General features: G+C 50.9%; 19 protein-coding genes, 1 pseudogene and 1 CRISPR repeat array. Of the genes and pseudogenes, 19 read left to right on the plus strand and 1 reads right to left on the minus strand.

Annotated features, from left to right (window positions below; all coding sequences use genetic code 11):
• Position 1: 1 nt before the first annotated feature.
• The 7 genes and pseudogenes from RTW80_RS31310 (at position 2) to cas2e (ending at position 4,002) form a co-directional block, all read left to right on the plus strand.
• Positions 2–58, plus strand: coding sequence for an IS1 family transposase (locus RTW80_RS31310; RefSeq protein WP_003032489.1), 57 nt, complete (start codon positions 2–4; stop codon positions 56–58).
• Positions 59–74: 16 nt separating this feature from the next.
• Positions 75–416, plus strand: a pseudogene (gene casB, locus RTW80_RS09650) (type I-E CRISPR-associated protein Cse2/CasB); the annotation flags it as partial.
• 12 nt (positions 417–428) lie between these two features.
• The gene (gene cas7e / locus RTW80_RS09655; protein ID WP_085448449.1) at positions 429–1,520 is read left to right on the plus strand and encodes a type I-E CRISPR-associated protein Cas7/Cse4/CasC; all 1,092 of its coding nucleotides are present in this window, start codon (positions 429–431) and stop codon (positions 1,518–1,520) included.
• A gap of 2 nt (positions 1,521–1,522) precedes the next feature.
• Entirely contained in the window at positions 1,523–2,197 is a 675-nt protein-coding gene (cas5e, locus tag RTW80_RS09660; protein ID WP_000844431.1) for a type I-E CRISPR-associated protein Cas5/CasD, read from the plus strand.
• Positions 2,184–2,783 (plus strand): type I-E CRISPR-associated protein Cas6/Cse3/CasE, encoded by a 600-nt coding sequence (cas6e, locus tag RTW80_RS09665; RefSeq protein WP_000281395.1) that lies wholly within the window; start codon positions 2,184–2,186, stop codon positions 2,781–2,783. Before cas5e ends, cas6e begins: the two co-directional genes overlap by 14 nt.
• A 15-nt stretch (positions 2,784–2,798) precedes the next feature.
• Positions 2,799–3,716: a type I-E CRISPR-associated endonuclease Cas1e gene (gene cas1e / locus RTW80_RS09670; protein ID WP_000312399.1), complete on the plus strand. Its 918-nt coding sequence runs from the start codon at positions 2,799–2,801 to the stop codon at positions 3,714–3,716.
• 1 nt (position 3,717) lies between these two features.
• Positions 3,718–4,002 carry a type I-E CRISPR-associated endoribonuclease Cas2e gene (gene cas2e / locus RTW80_RS09675; protein WP_001416755.1) on the plus strand — a complete coding sequence of 95 codons (285 nt, stop codon included), beginning with the start codon at positions 3,718–3,720 and terminating at the stop codon, positions 4,000–4,002.
• Between the two features lie 105 nt (positions 4,003–4,107).
• Positions 4,108–4,990: a CRISPR direct-repeat array (repeat unit 29 nt; unit sequence GAGTTCCCCGCGCCAGCGGGGATAAACCG).
• Between the two features lie 81 nt (positions 4,991–5,071).
• Here the strand turns inward: cas2e and iap are convergent.
• Positions 5,072–6,109: an alkaline phosphatase isozyme conversion aminopeptidase gene (gene iap / locus RTW80_RS09680; protein ID WP_000490426.1), complete on the minus strand. Its 1,038-nt coding sequence runs from the start codon at positions 6,107–6,109 to the stop codon at positions 5,072–5,074.
• Between the two features lie 251 nt (positions 6,110–6,360).
• Between iap and cysD the strand changes: the two genes are divergently transcribed.
• The 12 genes from cysD to rpoS all read left to right on the plus strand — a co-directional run bounded on the left by cysD (position 6,361) and on the right by rpoS (position 16,131).
• Positions 6,361–7,269 carry a sulfate adenylyltransferase subunit CysD gene (gene cysD / locus RTW80_RS09685; RefSeq protein WP_000372110.1) on the plus strand — a complete coding sequence of 303 codons (909 nt, stop codon included), beginning with the start codon at positions 6,361–6,363 and terminating at the stop codon, positions 7,267–7,269.
• 1 nt (position 7,270) lies between these two features.
• Positions 7,271–8,698, plus strand: coding sequence for a sulfate adenylyltransferase subunit CysN (gene cysN / locus RTW80_RS09690; protein WP_096967628.1), 1,428 nt, complete (start codon positions 7,271–7,273; stop codon positions 8,696–8,698).
• Positions 8,698–9,303 (plus strand): adenylyl-sulfate kinase, encoded by a 606-nt coding sequence (gene cysC, locus RTW80_RS09695; RefSeq protein WP_001173673.1) that lies wholly within the window; start codon positions 8,698–8,700, stop codon positions 9,301–9,303. Before cysN ends, cysC begins: the two co-directional genes overlap by 1 nt.
• A 49-nt stretch (positions 9,304–9,352) precedes the next feature.
• The gene (locus RTW80_RS09700; protein WP_001246104.1) at positions 9,353–9,676 is read left to right on the plus strand and encodes a DUF3561 family protein; all 324 of its coding nucleotides are present in this window, start codon (positions 9,353–9,355) and stop codon (positions 9,674–9,676) included.
• A 193-nt stretch (positions 9,677–9,869) separates the two neighbouring features.
• Positions 9,870–10,181 carry a cell division protein FtsB gene (gene ftsB, locus RTW80_RS09705; RefSeq protein ID WP_000517476.1) on the plus strand — a complete coding sequence of 104 codons (312 nt, stop codon included), beginning with the start codon at positions 9,870–9,872 and terminating at the stop codon, positions 10,179–10,181.
• An 18-nt stretch (positions 10,182–10,199) separates the two neighbouring features.
• A complete protein-coding gene (gene ispD / locus RTW80_RS09710) occupies positions 10,200–10,910 on the plus strand; it encodes a 2-C-methyl-D-erythritol 4-phosphate cytidylyltransferase (protein ID WP_000246138.1) in 711 nt (236 codons plus the stop codon).
• The gene (gene ispF / locus RTW80_RS09715) at positions 10,910–11,389 is read left to right on the plus strand and encodes a 2-C-methyl-D-erythritol 2,4-cyclodiphosphate synthase (protein ID WP_124064006.1); all 480 of its coding nucleotides are present in this window, start codon (positions 10,910–10,912) and stop codon (positions 11,387–11,389) included. The genes ispD and ispF overlap by 1 nt, the downstream gene beginning before the upstream one ends.
• Positions 11,386–12,435: a tRNA pseudouridine(13) synthase TruD gene (gene truD / locus RTW80_RS09720; RefSeq protein ID WP_000568946.1), complete on the plus strand. Its 1,050-nt coding sequence runs from the start codon at positions 11,386–11,388 to the stop codon at positions 12,433–12,435. Before ispF ends, truD begins: the two co-directional genes overlap by 4 nt.
• Complete coding sequence (gene surE / locus RTW80_RS09725; protein ID WP_001295182.1) at positions 12,416–13,177, plus strand: 5'/3'-nucleotidase SurE; 762 nt, start codon at positions 12,416–12,418, stop codon at positions 13,175–13,177. The genes truD and surE overlap by 20 nt, the downstream gene beginning before the upstream one ends.
• Entirely contained in the window at positions 13,171–13,797 is a 627-nt protein-coding gene (gene pcm / locus RTW80_RS09730; RefSeq protein WP_000254708.1) for a protein-L-isoaspartate O-methyltransferase, read from the plus strand. The genes surE and pcm overlap by 7 nt, the downstream gene beginning before the upstream one ends.
• 184 nt (positions 13,798–13,981) lie before the next feature.
• Positions 13,982–15,076 carry a murein hydrolase activator NlpD gene (gene nlpD, locus RTW80_RS09735; protein ID WP_224692580.1) on the plus strand — a complete coding sequence of 365 codons (1,095 nt, stop codon included), beginning with the start codon at positions 13,982–13,984 and terminating at the stop codon, positions 15,074–15,076.
• Between the two features lie 62 nt (positions 15,077–15,138).
• Positions 15,139–16,131 (plus strand): RNA polymerase sigma factor RpoS, encoded by a 993-nt coding sequence (gene rpoS / locus RTW80_RS09740; RefSeq protein WP_000081550.1) that lies wholly within the window; start codon positions 15,139–15,141, stop codon positions 16,129–16,131.
• The last annotated feature ends 66 nt before the right edge of the window (positions 16,132–16,197 follow it).

Genomic DNA, 16,197 nt, shown 5'->3' on the forward strand with positions numbered 1-16,197 from the left:
GGTGGAGCTGCATGACAAAGTCATCGGGCATTATCTGAACATAAAACACTATCAATAAGTTGGAGTCATTACCTGGTTGGGAAAACCCACGTCACCAGCAGGCTCTTTTGCGCATGGTGTTTTGCCTGAGCGCAGGAAAGAATGTCATCCGACATCAGGACAAAAAACCGGAGCAAACAACAGGTTTCTCGTTGGGAAGAGCTTTAGCCAATAGTGGAAGAATTAACGAGCGCCGTATCTTTCAATTAATTCGGGCTGACAGAACAGCCGATATGGTCCAGTTACGTCGATTACTTACTCACGCCGAACCCGTACTTGACTGGCCATTAATGGCCAGGATGTTGACCTGGTGGGGAAAGCGCGAACGCCAGCAACTTCTGGAAGATTTTGTATTGACCACAAACAAAAATGCGTAAGGAAACCTTTCTATGTCTAACTTTATCAATATTCATGTTCTGATCTCTCACAGCCCTTCATGTCTGAACCGCGACGATATGAACATGCAGAAAGACGCTATTTTCGGCGGGAAAAGACGAGTAAGAATTTCAAGTCAAAGCCTTAAACGTGCGATGCGTAAAAGTGATTATTATGCACAAAATATTGGTGAATCCAGTCTCAGAACAATTCATCTTGCACAATTACGTGATGTTCTTCGGCAAAAACTTGGTGAACGTTTTGAGCAAAAAATCATCGATAAGACATTAGCTCTGCTCTCCGGTAAATCAGTTGATGAAGCCGAAAAGATTTCTGCCGATGCGGTTACTCCCTGGGTTGTGGGAGAAATAGCCTGGTTCTGTGAGCAGGTTGCAAAAGCAGAGGCTGATAATCTGGATGATAAAAAGCTGCTCAAAGCTCTTAAGGAAGATATTGCCGCCATACGTGTGAATTTACAGCAGGGTGTTGATATTGCGCTTAGTGGAAGAATGGCAACCAGCGGCATGATGAGTGAGTTGGGAAAAGTTGATGGTGCAATGTCCATTGCGCATGCGATCACTACCCATCAGGTTGATTCTGATATTGACTGGTTCACCGCCGTAGATGATTTACAGGAACAAGGTTCTGCACATCTGGGAACACAGGAATTTTCATCGGGTGTTTTTTATCGTTATGCCAATATTAACCTCGCTCAACTTCAGGAAAATTTAGGCGGTGCCTCCAGGGAGCAGGCTCTGGAAATTGCAACCCATGTTGTTCATATGCTGGCAACAGAGGTCCCTGGAGCAAAACAGCGTACTTATGCCGCTTTTAACCCTGCGGATATGGTAATGGTTAATTTCTCCGATATGCCACTTTCTATGGCAAATGCTTTTGAAAAAGCGGTGAAAGCGAAAGATGGCTTTTTGCAACCGTCTTTACAGGCGTTTAATCAATATTGGGATCGCGTTGCCAATGGATATGGTCTGAACGGAGCCGCTGCGCAATTCAGCTTGTCTGATGTAGACCCTATTACTGGTCAGGTACAGCAAATGCCTACTTTAGAACAGTTAAAGTCCTGGGTTCGTAATAATGGCGAGGCGTGAACATGAAATCTTATTTGATCTTGCGACTTGCTGGGCCAATGCAAGCTTGGGGACAGCCGACCTTTGAAGGAACGCGACCTACCGGAAGATTTCCGACCCGAAGCGGGTTATTAGGGCTACTCGGGGCTTGTCTTGGGATCCAACGTGATGATACTTCTTCATTACAGGCGTTATCAGAGAGTGTGCAATTTGCAGTGCGCTGCGATGAACTCATTCTTGACGATCGTCGTGTGTCTGTAACGGGGTTGCGTGATTACCATACAGTCCTTGGAGCGCGAGAAGATTACCGTGGTTTGAAAAGTCATGAAACGATTCAAACATGGCGCGAATATTTATGTGATGCCTCCTTTACCATCGCTATCTGGTTAACACCACAGGCAACGATGGTTATGTCAGAACTTGAAAAAGCAGTATTAAAGCCTCGGTATACACCGTATCTGGGGCGGAGAAGTTGCCCACTAACACACCCGCTTTTTCTTGCAACATGCCAGGCATCGGATCCTCAGAAGGCGCTATTAAATTATGAGCCCGTTGGCGGCGATATATATAGTGAGGAATCAGTTACAGGGCATCATTTAAAATTTACGGCGCGCGACGAACCGATGATCACCTTACCTCGACAATTTGCTTCCCGAGAATGGTATGTGATTAAAGGAGGTATGGATGTATCTCAGTAAAATCATCATTGCCAGGGCCTGGAGCAGGGATCTTTACCAACTTCACCAGGGATTATGGCATTTATTTCCAAACAGACCGGATGCTGCTCGTGATTTTCTTTTTCATGTTGAGAAGCGAAACACACCAGAAGGCTGTCATGTTTTATTGCAGTCAGCGCAAATGCCTGTTTCAACTGCCGTTGCGACAGTCATTAAAACTAAACAGGTTGAATTTCAACTTCAGGTTGGTGTTCCACTCTATTTTCGGCTTCGGGCAAATCCGATCAAAACTATTCTCGACAATCAAAAGCGCCTGGACAGTAAAGGGAATATTAAACGCTGTCGGGTTCCGTTAATAAAAGAAGCAGAACAAATCGCGTGGTTGCAACGTAAATTGGGCAATGCGGCGCGCGTTGAAGATGTGCATCCCATATCGGAACGGCCACAGTATTTTTCTGGGGAAGGTAAAAATGGAAAAATCCAAACGGTTTGCTTTGAAGGTGTGCTCACCATTAACGATGCGCCAGCGTTAATAGATCTTTTACAGCAAGGTATTGGGCCAGCCAAATCGATGGGATGTGGTTTGCTATCTTTGGCTCCACTGTGATTGAGGTGTAATAAAATGGCTTGGCTTCCTCTTAACCCCATTCCACTCAAAGATCGCGTCTCCATGATCTTTCTGCAATATGGGCAGATCGATGTAATAGATGGCGCGTTTGTACTTATCGACAAGACAGGGATCCGCACTCATATTCCTGTTGGCTCGGTTGCCTGCATCATGCTGGAACCTGGTACACGGGTTTCGCATGCAGCTGTACGCTTGGCTGCGCAAGTTGGAACATTGTTGGTATGGGTGGGGGAAGCGGGCGTTCGTGTTTATGCTTCTGGTCAGCCTGGTGGTGCGCGTTCAGATAAGCTGCTCTACCAGGCAAAACTTGCTCTGGATGAAGATTTGCGTCTGAAGGTAGTACGCAAAATGTTTGAACTTCGGTTTGGTGAACCTGCGCCCGCCCGACGCTCCGTAGAACAACTCAGAGGTATAGAAGGAAGCCGTGTGCGAGCAACTTATGCACTTCTGGCGAAGCAATACGGGGTGACATGGAATGGACGTCGTTACGATCCGAAAGACTGGGAAAAGGGCGATACGGTCAACCAATGCATTAGCGCTGCAACTTCCTGTTTATACGGCGTAACTGAAGCGGCGATACTTGCAGCTGGTTATGCACCAGCTATTGGGTTTGTGCATACAGGAAAGCCTCTTTCCTTTGTTTACGATATCGCGGACATCATTAAATTTGACACTGTTGTACCGAAAGCTTTTGAGATAGCGCGTTGTAATCCTGGTGAGCCGGACCGGGAAGTCCGTTTGGCGTGCAGGGATATTTTTCGCAGTAGTAAAACATTAGCCAAATTGATTCCGCTTATAGAGGACGTGCTTGCTGCTGGAGAAATACAACCGCCGGCCCCACCTGAAGATGCACAGCCTGTTGCCATTCCGCTTCCTGTTTCACTGGGAGATGCAGGCCATCGGAGTAGCTGAAATGAGTATGTTGGTCGTGGTCACTGAAAATGTACCTCCGCGCTTACGAGGCAGATTAGCCATCTGGTTGTTGGAGGTACGTGCAGGGGTATATGTAGGTGATGTATCCGCAAAAATTCGTGAAATGATCTGGGAACAAATAGCTGGATTGGCGGAAGAAGGCAATGTAGTGATGGCATGGGCAACGAATACGGAATCGGGATTTGAGTTCCAGACATTTGGGGTAAACAGGCGTACCCCGGTAGATTTGGATGGTTTAAGGTTGGTATCTTTTTTACCTGTTTGAAAACAAAGAATTAGCTGATCTTTAATAATAAGGAAATGTTACATTAAGGTTGGTGGGTTGTTTTTATGGGAAAAAATGCTTTAAGAACAAATGTATACTTTTAGAGAGTTCCCCGCGCCAGCGGGGATAAACCGACGGCTTCATGTTCTTGGTGATGGGGTTCACCGAGTTCCCCGCGCCAGCGGGGATAAACCGAAAAAATGCGACGACCGCAGCCATTCCGATCTGAGTTCCCCGCGCCAGCGGGGATAAACCGAGATCAACACGGTAGATATTTCCGTGATTGGGGAGTTCCCCGCGCCAGCGGGGATAAACCGGCGTTGGAGTTCGCAGCGGCATTATTGAGCCTGAGTTCCCCGCGCCAGCGGGGATAAACCGAGTCTTTAATCAAAATGGATTTTTATAATGAAGAGTTCCCCGCGCCAGCGGGGATAAACCGGGTTACGCCTGCACAGAGTACAATGCGTGGGGGAGTTCCCCGCGCCAGCGGGGATAAACCGCGGTGGCAGTGATGAGGCGTTCCCAATTAATGGAGTTCCCCGCGCCAGCGGGGATAAACCGCGCACTCAAAATAGTAAATTAATTTATGAATTGAGTTCCCCGCGCCAGCGGGGATAAACCGCATCCGGCGCTGAACATCGCCACCTGCCTAACGAGTTCCCCGCGCCAGCGGGGATAAACCGCGGTGATGCGCGGTATCGATCAGCATCCGGCTGAGTTCCCCGCGCCAGCGGGGATAAACCGGGCACGGAATTGTTATGCTGTTCCCCTGACCGGAGTTCCCCGCGCCAGCGGGGATAAACCGTACAGTTTCCATAAATTCACCTCGTTTATATAGAGTTCCCCGCGCCAGCGGGGATAAACCGATCGGACGATGGCGATCGCAATCGCGCGGGAAGAGTTCCCCGCGCCAGCGGGGATAAACCGTTTTTGTTCTCTTCAAAACGCCGAACAACCAAGAGTTCCCCGCGTCAGCGAGGATAAACCGGACGCACTGGATGCGATGATGGATATCACTTAGAATTCCCCGCCCCTGCGGTAGAACACCCAGCTCCCATTTTCAAACCCATCAAGACGCCTTCGCCAACTCCTTCACCAGAGGTAGCATTATCCGCATAACGTCACGGCAGCGACGTTCTATTCTTCCAGGAAGTGCCTTATCAATATGCTGTTGATTATCCAGTCTTACGTCATGCCAGCTATTTCCCGCAGGGAATGCGGCTGTTTTTGCGCGTTGCTGATAACCATCCTTATTCCCAAGATTCCAGTTAGTCGCTTCCACCGAAAGTACAGCAATGCCCGCTTTGTCGAATATTTCTGCGTCATTACAACACCCAGTGCCTTTCGGATAATTTTTATTCAAACCCGGATTGGTCGTTGCGGCTATTCCGTGACTGCGTGCAATTGCCAGCGCCCTGTCGCGCGTTAATTTCCTTACTGCTTCAGGGGTTTTTACACCGCTGTTGAAATACAATTTATCGCCAACAATTAAGTTATCGAGATTAATCACCAGCAGCGTATTTTTCTTTTCGGTGTCACTCATCCGCTTGAGTAAATTCTCAGCGCCTAATTTCCCTTCCTCTTCGCCGCTGGTCGCCACAAATCGAATACCATACTCGGTAGGCGTATTTTTCAGGCGTTCTGCCAGTTCCAGCATGACACCTAAACCTGCGGCGTTATCATCCATTCCTTGTAACGTCAGCCCGCCGAGATTGGCATCGGCGTCAGCATCGCTCAGCGGGGCGTAAGTATCCAGATGCGCCATAATGATGATCTGCTGCGGCGCTTTGCCTTCATGAGCGGCAATCACCGTACTTCCCGTCACGTTATGCCAGCTCTTACGATTATCGCGGGCGGTATAAATATACCGACTATTAAATGTCCGAATATCACTGCGATAACCCATTTGCTGAAACTGTTGGCGAATATAATCGGCAGATAACATTTCTGCAGGAGTTCCGGTCATGCGTCCCGGAAAGAAAGTAGCAATATGTCGTGCCTGAGTATTAGCAAAATCGCCAGGTTTAGGTGACGAGGCGTGTACGGGGAGAATAAAGCATACGCCGAGCGCCAGGGCAGCGGTACGGTGGCGCAATGCGGAAAACATAGTGAGTCCTTAAATACCATGCAAATTTTTTTACCGCCATAGTATGAAACTGCCGCTGCGCTAAAACAATTTCAAATCTTCCTAAACGCCCGAAATCCGGTGCCTTAAGCACTTTTTGATATTAGCTTTGCCAAATCGTTATTCCGTTAAGGAACTACTCATTCTAATTGGTAATTTCATTCGTTCTCTTACGCTCCCTATAGTCGAAACATCTGATGGCAAGAAAATAGCGGTATTGCAAAGGAACGGTTATGGATCAAATACGACTTACTCACCTGCGGCAACTGGAGGCGGAAAGCATCCATATTATTCGCGAGGTGGCGGCAGAATTCTCAAATCCGGTGATGCTCTACTCTATCGGTAAAGATTCCAGCGTCATGCTGCATCTGGCGCGCAAGGCGTTTTATCCAGGTACGCTGCCTTTCCCGTTGCTGCATGTTGATACCGGCTGGAAATTCCGCGAGATGTATGAGTTCCGCGATCGTACGGCGAAAGCCTATGGCTGCGAGCTGCTGGTGCATAAAAACCCGGAAGGCGTGGCGATGGGGATTAATCCATTCGTGCACGGCAGCGCGAAACATACCGATATTATGAAAACTGAAGGCCTGAAACAGGCGCTGAATAAATACAGTTTTGATGCCGCCTTCGGTGGTGCGCGCCGCGACGAAGAGAAATCCCGCGCTAAAGAGCGAATCTACTCTTTCCGTGACCGCTTCCATCGCTGGGATCCGAAAAATCAGCGCCCGGAGCTGTGGCACAACTACAACGGGCAAATTAATAAAGGCGAAAGCATCCGTGTCTTCCCGCTCTCTAACTGGACCGAGCAGGATATCTGGCAATACATCTGGCTGGAAAATATCGACATTGTGCCGCTGTATCTCGCTGCGGAACGTCCGGTTCTGGAACGCGACGGTATGTTGATGATGATTGATGACAACCGTATCGACCTGCAACCGGGCGAAGTGATTAAAAAACGGATGGTGCGTTTCCGTACGCTGGGCTGCTGGCCGCTGACCGGTGCGGTGGAGTCAAATGCACAAACACTGCCGGAGATCATCGAAGAGATGCTGGTTTCCACCACCAGTGAACGTCAGGGCCGCGTGATTGACCGCGACCAGGCGGGATCCATGGAGCTGAAAAAACGTCAGGGGTATTTTTAAGATGAACACCGCACTTGCACAACAAATCGCCAATGAAGGCGGCGTCGAAGCCTGGATGATTGCGCAACAACATAAAAGCCTGCTGCGTTTTCTGACCTGTGGTAGCGTCGATGACGGCAAAAGTACCCTGATTGGTCGTCTGCTGCACGATACCCGCCAAATCTATGAAGATCAGCTCTCATCGCTGCATAACGACAGTAAGCGTCACGGCACCCAGGGCGAAAAGCTGGATCTGGCTCTGCTGGTGGACGGCCTGCAAGCTGAGCGCGAACAGGGCATCACCATTGACGTGGCCTACCGCTATTTCTCTACCGAGAAGCGTAAATTTATTATCGCCGACACCCCAGGGCACGAGCAGTACACCCGCAATATGGCGACTGGCGCATCGACATGTGAACTGGCGATCTTACTGATCGATGCCCGTAAAGGCGTGCTCGATCAAACCCGTCGTCACAGTTTTATCTCCACACTGTTGGGGATCAAACATCTGGTCGTGGCGATCAACAAAATGGATCTGGTGGATTACAGTGAAGAGACGTTCACCCGTATTCGTGAAGATTATTTGACCTTTGCCGGGCAGCTGCCGGGTAATCTGGATATCCGCTTTGTGCCGCTCTCTGCACTGGAAGGCGACAACGTGGCATCGCAAAGTGAAAGTATGCCGTGGTACAGCGGTCCGACACTGCTCGAAGTGCTGGAAACCGTGGAGATCCAGCGAGTGGTGGATGCTCAGCCAATGCGCTTCCCGGTGCAGTACGTTAACCGCCCAAATCTCGATTTTCGTGGCTACGCCGGAACGCTGGCATCCGGTCGCGTGGAAGTCGGGCAACGTTTAAAAGTGCTGCCCTCTGGTGTGGAATCAAACGTCGCGCGGATCGTGACTTTTGATGGTGATCGCGAAGAAGCCTTTGCCGGAGAAGCGATCACCCTGGTGCTGACGGATGAGATCGACATCAGCCGTGGCGATCTGCTGCTGGCGGCAGACGAAGCGTTACCAGCTGTGCAGAGCGCGTCGGTGGATGTGGTATGGATGGCGGAACAGCCGCTTTCCCCGGGCCAGAGTTATGACATCAAAATTGCCGGTAAGAAGACGCGTGCTCGTGTTGATGGCATTCGTTATCAGGTTGATATTAATAACCTTACCCAACGCGAAGTTGAAAACCTGCCGCTGAACGGCATCGGCCTGGTGGATCTCACTTTTGACGAGCCACTGGTGTTAGATCGTTATCAGCAAAATCCAGTTACCGGTGGGCTGATTTTTATCGATCGCCTGAGCAATGTGACCGTGGGTGCCGGTATGGTGCACGAGCCAGTTAGCCAGGCAACTGCTGCGCCATCTGAATTCAGTGTATTCGAACTGGAATTGAATGCTCTGGTTCGTCGCCACTTTCCGCACTGGGGCGCGCGCGATTTGCTGGGGGATAAATAATGGCGCTGCATGACGAAAACGTCGTCTGGCATAGCCATCCGGTCACTGTGCAACAACGCGAGCTACACCACGGTCATCGTGGTGTAGTGCTGTGGTTTACCGGCCTCTCCGGGTCCGGTAAATCAACGGTCGCCGGGGCGCTGGAGGAGGCGTTACATAAACTCGGCGTCAGTACGTATCTGCTGGATGGCGACAATGTTCGCCACGGATTATGCAGCGATCTCGGTTTTAGCGATGCCGATCGTAAAGAGAATATCCGTCGCGTCGGTGAAGTGGCGAATTTGATGGTTGAAGCCGGACTGGTGGTGCTGACCGCATTTATCTCGCCACACCGCGCCGAACGCCAGATGGTTCGTGAACGCGTAGGAGAAGGGCGCTTTATCGAAGTGTTTGTCGATACGCCGCTGGCGATTTGCGAAGCCCGCGATCCAAAAGGCTTATATAAGAAAGCGCGTGCCGGTGAACTGCGCAACTTTACGGGAATAGATTCCGTTTACGAAGCGCCTGAATCGGCAGAAATTCATCTCAATGGTGAACAATTAGTAACAAATTTGGTACAGCAATTATTAGATCTGTTGAGACAGAACGATATTATCAGATCCTGAGACACCACCGGGTTTCCATGCCCGGTTCGTCAAAGTAACAGGATCAAATATGCGTAATAGCCATAACATTACACTAACAAATAACGACAGCCTTACTGAGGATGAAGAAACCACATGGTCACTGCCTGGTGCCGTGGTCGGTTTTATCTCCTGGTTATTTGCGCTGGCGATGCCGATGTTGATTTATGGCTCTAACACGCTGTTCTTCTTTATCTACACCTGGCCTTTCTTTCTGGCGCTGATGCCCGTTGCGGTAGTGGTGGGGATTGCGCTGCATTCATTGATGGACGGAAAGCTACGCTACAGTATTGTTTTCACCCTGGTGACAGTAGGCATTATGTTTGGCGCACTGTTTATGTGGCTGCTGGGCTAATTTGTACTTTCCCGTCTCCTCTGTTCATAATTCAAACCGTAACTAATAATGAGATTATGTTCTGCACGCCCTGGGTATACGTAACAATGGACAAATGTGGTACATTTGCCCGCGTTGTCGCGGTATCCCCAACAGAGGATGTAGAGTCGTCTTCGGATGCATGGGATGATGATGCCGTTTTTCAGGGGGCAGGATGGGTAAACTAACGCTGCTGTTGCTGGCTATTCTGGTCTGGCTACAGTATTCGCTGTGGTTCGGTAAGAACGGTATACATGACTATACCCGCGTCAATGATGATGTGGCGGCACAGCAAGCTACAAACGCGAAACTTAAAGCGCGAAACGATCAACTTTTTGCCGAAATTGACGATCTCAATGGCGGCCAGGAGGCGCTCGAAGAGCGTGCGCGTAATGAACTCAGCATGACCAGGCCGGGCGAAACTTTTTATCGTCTGGTGCCTGACGCGTCGAAGCGCGCACAGTCTGCGGGGCAAAACAATCGATAAATCAGCCCGGGAATTAACATGGCAACCACTCATTTGGATGTTTGCGCCGTGGTTCCGGCGGCCGGATTTGGCCGTCGAATGCAAACGGAATGTCCTAAGCAATATCTCTCAATCGGTAATCAAACCATTCTTGAACACTCGGTGCATGCGCTGCTGGCGCATCCCCGGGTGAAACGAGTCGTCATTGCCATAAGTCCTGGCGATAGCCGTTTTGCACAACTTCCTCTGGCGAATCATCCGCAAATCACCGTTGTAGATGGCGGTGATGAGCGTGCCGATTCCGTGCTGGCAGGTCTGAAAGCCGCTGGCGACGCGCAGTGGGTATTGGTGCATGACGCCGCTCGTCCTTGTTTGCATCAGGATGACCTCGCGCGATTGTTGGCGTTGAGCGAAACCAGCCGCACGGGGGGGATCCTCGCCGCACCAGTGCGCGATACTATGAAACGTGCCGAACCGGGCAAAAATGCCATTGCTCATACCGTTGATCGCAACGGCTTATGGCACGCGCTGACGCCGCAATTTTTCCCTCGTGAGCTGTTACATGACTGTCTGACGCGCGCTCTAAATGAAGGCGCGACTATTACCGACGAAGCCTCGGCGCTGGAATATTGCGGATTCCATCCTCAGTTGGTCGAAGGCCGTGCGGATAACATTAAAGTCACGCGCCCGGAAGATTTGGCACTGGCCGAGTTTTACCTCACCCGAACCATCCATCAGGAGAATACATAATGCGAATTGGACACGGTTTTGACGTACATGCCTTTGGCGGTGAAGGCCCAATTATCATTGGTGGCGTACGCATTCCTTACGAAAAAGGATTGCTGGCGCATTCTGATGGCGACGTGGCGCTCCATGCGTTGACCGATGCATTGCTTGGCGCGGCGGCGCTGGGGGATATCGGCAAGCTGTTCCCGGATACCGATCCGGCATTTAAAGGTGCCGATAGCCGCGAGCTGCTACGCGAAGCCTGGCGTCGTATTCAGGCGAAGGGTTATACCCTTGGCAACGTCGATGTCACTATCATCGCTCAGGCACCGAAGATGTTGCCGCACATTCCACAAATGCGCGTGTTTATTACCGAAGATCTCGGCTGCCATATGGATGATGTTAACGTGAAAGCCACTACTACGGAAAAACTGGGATTTACCGGACGTGGGGAAGGGATTGCCTGTGAAGCGGTGGCGCTACTCATTAAGGCAACAAAATGATTGAGTTTGATAATCTCACTTACCTCCACGGTAAACCGCAAGGCACCGGGCTGCTGAAAGCCAATCCGGAAGACTTTGTGGTGGTGGAAGATTTGGGCTTTGAGCCTGATGGTGAAGGTGAGCATATTCTGGTTAGAATCCTCAAAAACGGCTGCAATACCCGTTTTGTGGCGGATGCACTGGCGAAATTCCTGAAAATTCATGCCCGTGAAGTCAGCTTCGCTGGGCAAAAAGACAAACATGCTGTTACGGAACAGTGGTTATGCGCTCGCGTGCCGGGCAAGGAAATGCCCGATCTGAGCGCCTTTCAACTGGAAGGCTGCCAGGTGCTGGAGTATGCGCGGCACAAGCGCAAGCTGCGTTTAGGGGCGCTGAAAGGAAACGCCTTTACCCTGGTTCTGCGCGAAGTGAGCAATCGCGATGACGTTGAACAACGTCTGAACGATATTTGCGTAAAAGGTGTACCGAACTACTTCGGTGCCCAACGTTTTGGGATTGGCGGTAGCAACTTGCAGGGGGCGCAGCGCTGGGCGCAAACCAATACTCCGGTGCGCGATCGCAATAAACGGAGTTTTTGGTTGTCGGCAGCCCGCAGTGCGTTGTTTAATCAGATTGTTGCTGAGCGCCTCAAAAAAGCAGACGTTAATCAAGTTGTTGACGGCGATGCGCTACAATTAGCCGGACGTGGTAGCTGGTTTGTCGCAACCACCGAAGAACTGGCGGAATTACAGCGTCGCGTTAACGATAAAGAGCTGATGATAACCGCCGCATTGCCGGGCAGTGGCGAATGGGGAACTCAGCGTGAAGCGCTGGCATTCGAACAAGCAGCTGTCGCCGCAGAAACTGAATTACAAGCTTTACTGGTGCGCGAAAAAGTTGAAGCCGCGCGCAGAGCGATGCTGCTGTATCCGCAACAATTAAGCTGGAATTGGTGGGATGACGTCACCGTAGAGATCCGTTTCTGGCTTCCGGCGGGTAGTTTTGCAACCAGCGTTGTCAGGGAACTTATCAACACAACAGGTGATTATGCGCATATTGCTGAGTAATGATGACGGGGTACATGCACCCGGTATACAAACGCTGGCGAAAGCCTTGCGTGAGTTTGCTGACGTTCAGGTGGTCGCCCCCGATCGTAACCGCAGCGGCGCTTCAAATTCTCTGACACTGGAATCCTCCCTGCGCACGTTTACCTTTGAAAATGGTGATATTGCTGTGCAAATGGGAACCCCGACCGATTGCGTCTATCTTGGCGTGAATGCTCTGATGCGTCCGCGCCCGGACATTGTTGTGTCCGGAATTAACGCCGGGCCGAATCTGGGGGATGATGTTATTTATTCCGGTACGGTAGCCGCCGCGATGGAAGGCCGTCATTTAGGTTTTCCGGCGCTTGCCGTCTCGCTTGACGGGCATAAACATTACGACACTGCCGCGGCGGTAACCTGTTCAATTTTGCGCGCACTGTGTAAAGAGCCGCTGCGCACCGGGCGTATTCTTAATATTAACGTTCCGGATTTACCCTTGGATCAAATCAAAGGTATTCGCGTGACGCGCTGCGGTACACGACATCCGGCAGATCAGGTGATCCCGCAGCAAGATCCGCGCGGCAATACGCTGTACTGGATTGGCCCGCCGGGCGGTAAATGTGATGCCGGTCCGGGGACCGATTTTGCTGCGGTAGATGAGGGCTATGTCTCCATCACGCCGCTGCATGTGGATTTAACTGCGCATAGCGCGCAAGATGTGGTTTCAGACTGGTTAAACAGCGTGGGAGTTGGCACGCAATGGTAAGCAGACGCGTACAAGCACTTCTGGATCAATTACGTGCGCAAGGTATTCAGGATGAGCAGGTGCTGAATGCACTTGCCGCCGTGCCGCGTGAAAAATTCGTTGATGAAGCGTTTGAACAAAAAGCCTGGGACAATATCGCCTTGCCGATAGGTCAGGGGCAGACAATTTCGCAGCCATATATGGTGGCGCGAATGACCGAATTACTCGAGCTAACGCCGCAGTCGCGGGTGCTGGAAATTGGCACCGGTTCGGGATATCAAACGGCAATCCTGGCGCATCTTGTCCAGCATGTTTGCTCGGTTGAACGGATTAAAGGCTTGCAGTGGCAGGCACGTCGCCGCCTGAAAAATCTTGATTTACATAATGTTTCAACCCGTCATGGCGATGGATGGCAAGGTTGGCAGGCACGTGCGCCGTTTGACGCTATCATTGTTACGGCGGCACCGCCGGAAATTCCAACTGCGCTAATGACGCAGCTGGACGAAGGCGGGATTCTCGTCTTACCCGTAGGGGAGGAGCACCAGTATTTGAAACGGGTGCGTCGTCGGGGAGGCGAATTTATTATCGATACCGTGGAGGCCGTGCGCTTTGTCCCTTTAGTGAAGGGTGAGCTGGCTTAAAACGTGAGGAAATACCTGGATTTTTCCTGGTTATTTTGCCGCAGGTCAGCGTATCGTGAACATCTTTTCCAGTGTTCAGTAGGGTGCCTTGCACGGTAATTATGTCACTGGTTATTAACCAATTTTTCCTGGGGGATAAATGAGCGCGGGAAGCCCAAAATTCACCGTTCGCCGCATTGCGGCTTTGTCACTGGTTTCGCTATGGCTGGCAGGCTGTTCTGACACTTCAAATCCACCGGCACCGGTCAGCTCCGTTAATGGCAATGCGCCTGCAAATACTAATTCTGGTATGTTGATTACGCCGCCGCCGAAAATGGGGACGACGTCTACAGCGCAGCAACCGCAAATTCAGCCGGTACAGCAGCCACAAATTCAGGCTACTCAACAACCGCAAATCCAGCCAGTGCAGCCAGTAGCTCAGCAGCCGGTACAGATGGAAAACGGACGCATCGTCTATAACCGTCAGTATGGGAACATTCCGAAAGGCAGTTATAGCGGCAGTACCTATACCGTGAAAAAAGGCGACACACTTTTCTATATCGCCTGGATTACTGGCAACGATTTCCGTGACCTTGCTCAGCGCAACAATATTCAGGCACCATACGCGCTGAACGTTGGTCAGACCTTGCAGGTGGGTAATGCTTCCGGTACGCCAATCACTGGCGGAAATGCCATTACCCAGGCCGACGCAGCAGAGCAAGGAGTTGTGATCAAGCCTGCACAAAATTCCACCGTTGCTGTTGCGTCGCAACCGACAATTACGTATTCTGAATCTTCGGGTGAACAGAGTGCTAACAAAATGTTGCCGAACAACAAGCCAGCTGCGACCACGGTCACAGCGCCTGTAACGGTACCAACAGCAAGCACAACCGAGCCAACTGTCAGCAGTACATCAACCAGTACGCCTATCTCCACCTGGCGCTGGCCGACTGAGGGCAAAGTGATCGAAACCTTTGGCGCTTCTGAGGGGGGCAACAAGGGGATTGATATCGCAGGCAGCAAAGGACAGGCAATTATCGCGACCGCAGATGGCCGCGTTGTTTATGCTGGTAACGCGCTGCGCGGCTACGGTAATCTGATTATCATCAAACATAATGATGATTACCTGAGTGCCTACGCCCATAACGACACAATGCTGGTCCGGGAACAACAAGAAGTGAAGGCGGGGCAAAAAATAGCAACCATGGGTAGCACCGGAACCAGTTCAACACGCTTGCATTTTGAAATTCGTTACAAGGGGAAATCCGTAAACCCGCTGCGTTATTTGCCGCAGCGATAAATCGGCGGAACCAGGCTTTTGCTTGAATGTTCCGTCAAGGGATCACGGGTAGGAGCCACCTTATGAGTCAGAATACGCTGAAAGTTCATGATTTAAATGAAGATGCGGAATTTGATGAGAACGGAGTTGAGGTTTTTGACGAAAAGGCCTTAGTAGAAGAGGAACCCAGTGATAACGATTTGGCCGAAGAGGAACTGTTATCGCAGGGAGCCACACAGCGTGTGTTGGACGCGACTCAGCTTTACCTTGGTGAGATTGGTTATTCACCACTGTTAACGGCCGAAGAAGAAGTTTATTTTGCGCGTCGCGCACTGCGTGGAGATGTCGCCTCTCGCCGCCGGATGATCGAGAGTAACTTGCGTCTGGTGGTAAAAATTGCCCGCCGTTATGGCAATCGTGGTCTGGCGTTGCTGGACCTTATCGAAGAGGGCAACCTGGGGCTGATCCGCGCGGTAGAGAAGTTTGACCCGGAACGTGGTTTCCGCTTCTCAACATACGCAACCTGGTGGATTCGCCAGACGATTGAACGGGCGATTATGAACCAAACCCGTACTATTCGTTTGCCGATTCACATCGTAAAGGAGCTGAACGTTTACCTGCGAACCGCACGTGAGTTGTCCCATAAGCTGGACCATGAACCAAGTGCGGAAGAGATCGCAGAGCAACTGGATAAGCCAGTTGATGACGTCAGCCGTATGCTTCGTCTTAACGAGCGCATTACCTCGGTAGACACCCCGCTGGGTGGTGATTCCGAAAAAGCGTTGCTGGACATCCTGGCCGATGAAAAAGAGAACGGTCCGGAAGATACCACGCAAGATGACGATATGAAGCAGAGCATCGTCAAATGGCTGTTCGAGCTGAACGCCAAACAGCGTGAAGTGCTGGCACGTCGATTCGGTTTGCTGGGGTACGAAGCGGCAACACTGGAAGATGTAGGTCGTGAAATTGGCCTCACCCGTGAACGTGTTCGCCAGATTCAGGTTGAAGGCCTGCGCCGTTTGCGTGAAATCCTGCAAACGCAGGGGCTGAATATCGAAGCGCTGTTCCGCGAGTAAGTAAGCATCTGTCAGAAAGGCCAGTCTCAAGCGAGGCTGGCCTTTTCTGTGCACAATAAAAGGTCC

It is taken from the genome of Escherichia sp. AM3 (assembly GCF_032029835.1).
GTDB classification, from domain to species: Bacteria; Pseudomonadota; Gammaproteobacteria; order Enterobacterales; family Enterobacteriaceae; genus Escherichia; species Escherichia coli.

What these genes read in the sequence shown, in the direction of transcription:
- cas7e (WP_085448449.1), top strand. Translation starts at nt 429, where the DNA reads ATGTCTAACTTTATCAATATTCATGTTCTGATCTCTCACAGCCCTTCA.
- cas5e (WP_000844431.1), top strand. Translation starts at nt 1,523, where the DNA reads ATGAAATCTTATTTGATCTTGCGACTTGCTGGGCCAATGCAAGCTTGG.
- cas6e (WP_000281395.1), top strand. Translation starts at nt 2,184, where the DNA reads ATGTATCTCAGTAAAATCATCATTGCCAGGGCCTGGAGCAGGGATCTT.
- cas1e (WP_000312399.1), top strand. Translation starts at nt 2,799, where the DNA reads ATGGCTTGGCTTCCTCTTAACCCCATTCCACTCAAAGATCGCGTCTCC.
- cas2e (WP_001416755.1), top strand. Translation starts at nt 3,718, where the DNA reads ATGAGTATGTTGGTCGTGGTCACTGAAAATGTACCTCCGCGCTTACGA.
- iap (WP_000490426.1), bottom strand. Translation starts at nt 6,109, where the DNA reads ATGTTTTCCGCATTGCGCCACCGTACCGCTGCCCTGGCGCTCGGCGTA.
- cysD (WP_000372110.1), top strand. Translation starts at nt 6,361, where the DNA reads ATGGATCAAATACGACTTACTCACCTGCGGCAACTGGAGGCGGAAAGC.
- cysN (WP_096967628.1), top strand. Translation starts at nt 7,271, where the DNA reads ATGAACACCGCACTTGCACAACAAATCGCCAATGAAGGCGGCGTCGAA.
- cysC (WP_001173673.1), top strand. Translation starts at nt 8,698, where the DNA reads ATGGCGCTGCATGACGAAAACGTCGTCTGGCATAGCCATCCGGTCACT.
- RTW80_RS09700 (WP_001246104.1), top strand. Translation starts at nt 9,353, where the DNA reads ATGCGTAATAGCCATAACATTACACTAACAAATAACGACAGCCTTACT.
- ftsB (WP_000517476.1), top strand. Translation starts at nt 9,870, where the DNA reads ATGGGTAAACTAACGCTGCTGTTGCTGGCTATTCTGGTCTGGCTACAG.
- ispD (WP_000246138.1), top strand. Translation starts at nt 10,200, where the DNA reads ATGGCAACCACTCATTTGGATGTTTGCGCCGTGGTTCCGGCGGCCGGA.
- ispF (WP_124064006.1), top strand. Translation starts at nt 10,910, where the DNA reads ATGCGAATTGGACACGGTTTTGACGTACATGCCTTTGGCGGTGAAGGC.
- truD (WP_000568946.1), top strand. Translation starts at nt 11,386, where the DNA reads ATGATTGAGTTTGATAATCTCACTTACCTCCACGGTAAACCGCAAGGC.
- surE (WP_001295182.1), top strand. Translation starts at nt 12,416, where the DNA reads ATGCGCATATTGCTGAGTAATGATGACGGGGTACATGCACCCGGTATA.
- pcm (WP_000254708.1), top strand. Translation starts at nt 13,171, where the DNA reads ATGGTAAGCAGACGCGTACAAGCACTTCTGGATCAATTACGTGCGCAA.
- rpoS (WP_000081550.1), top strand. Translation starts at nt 15,139, where the DNA reads ATGAGTCAGAATACGCTGAAAGTTCATGATTTAAATGAAGATGCGGAA.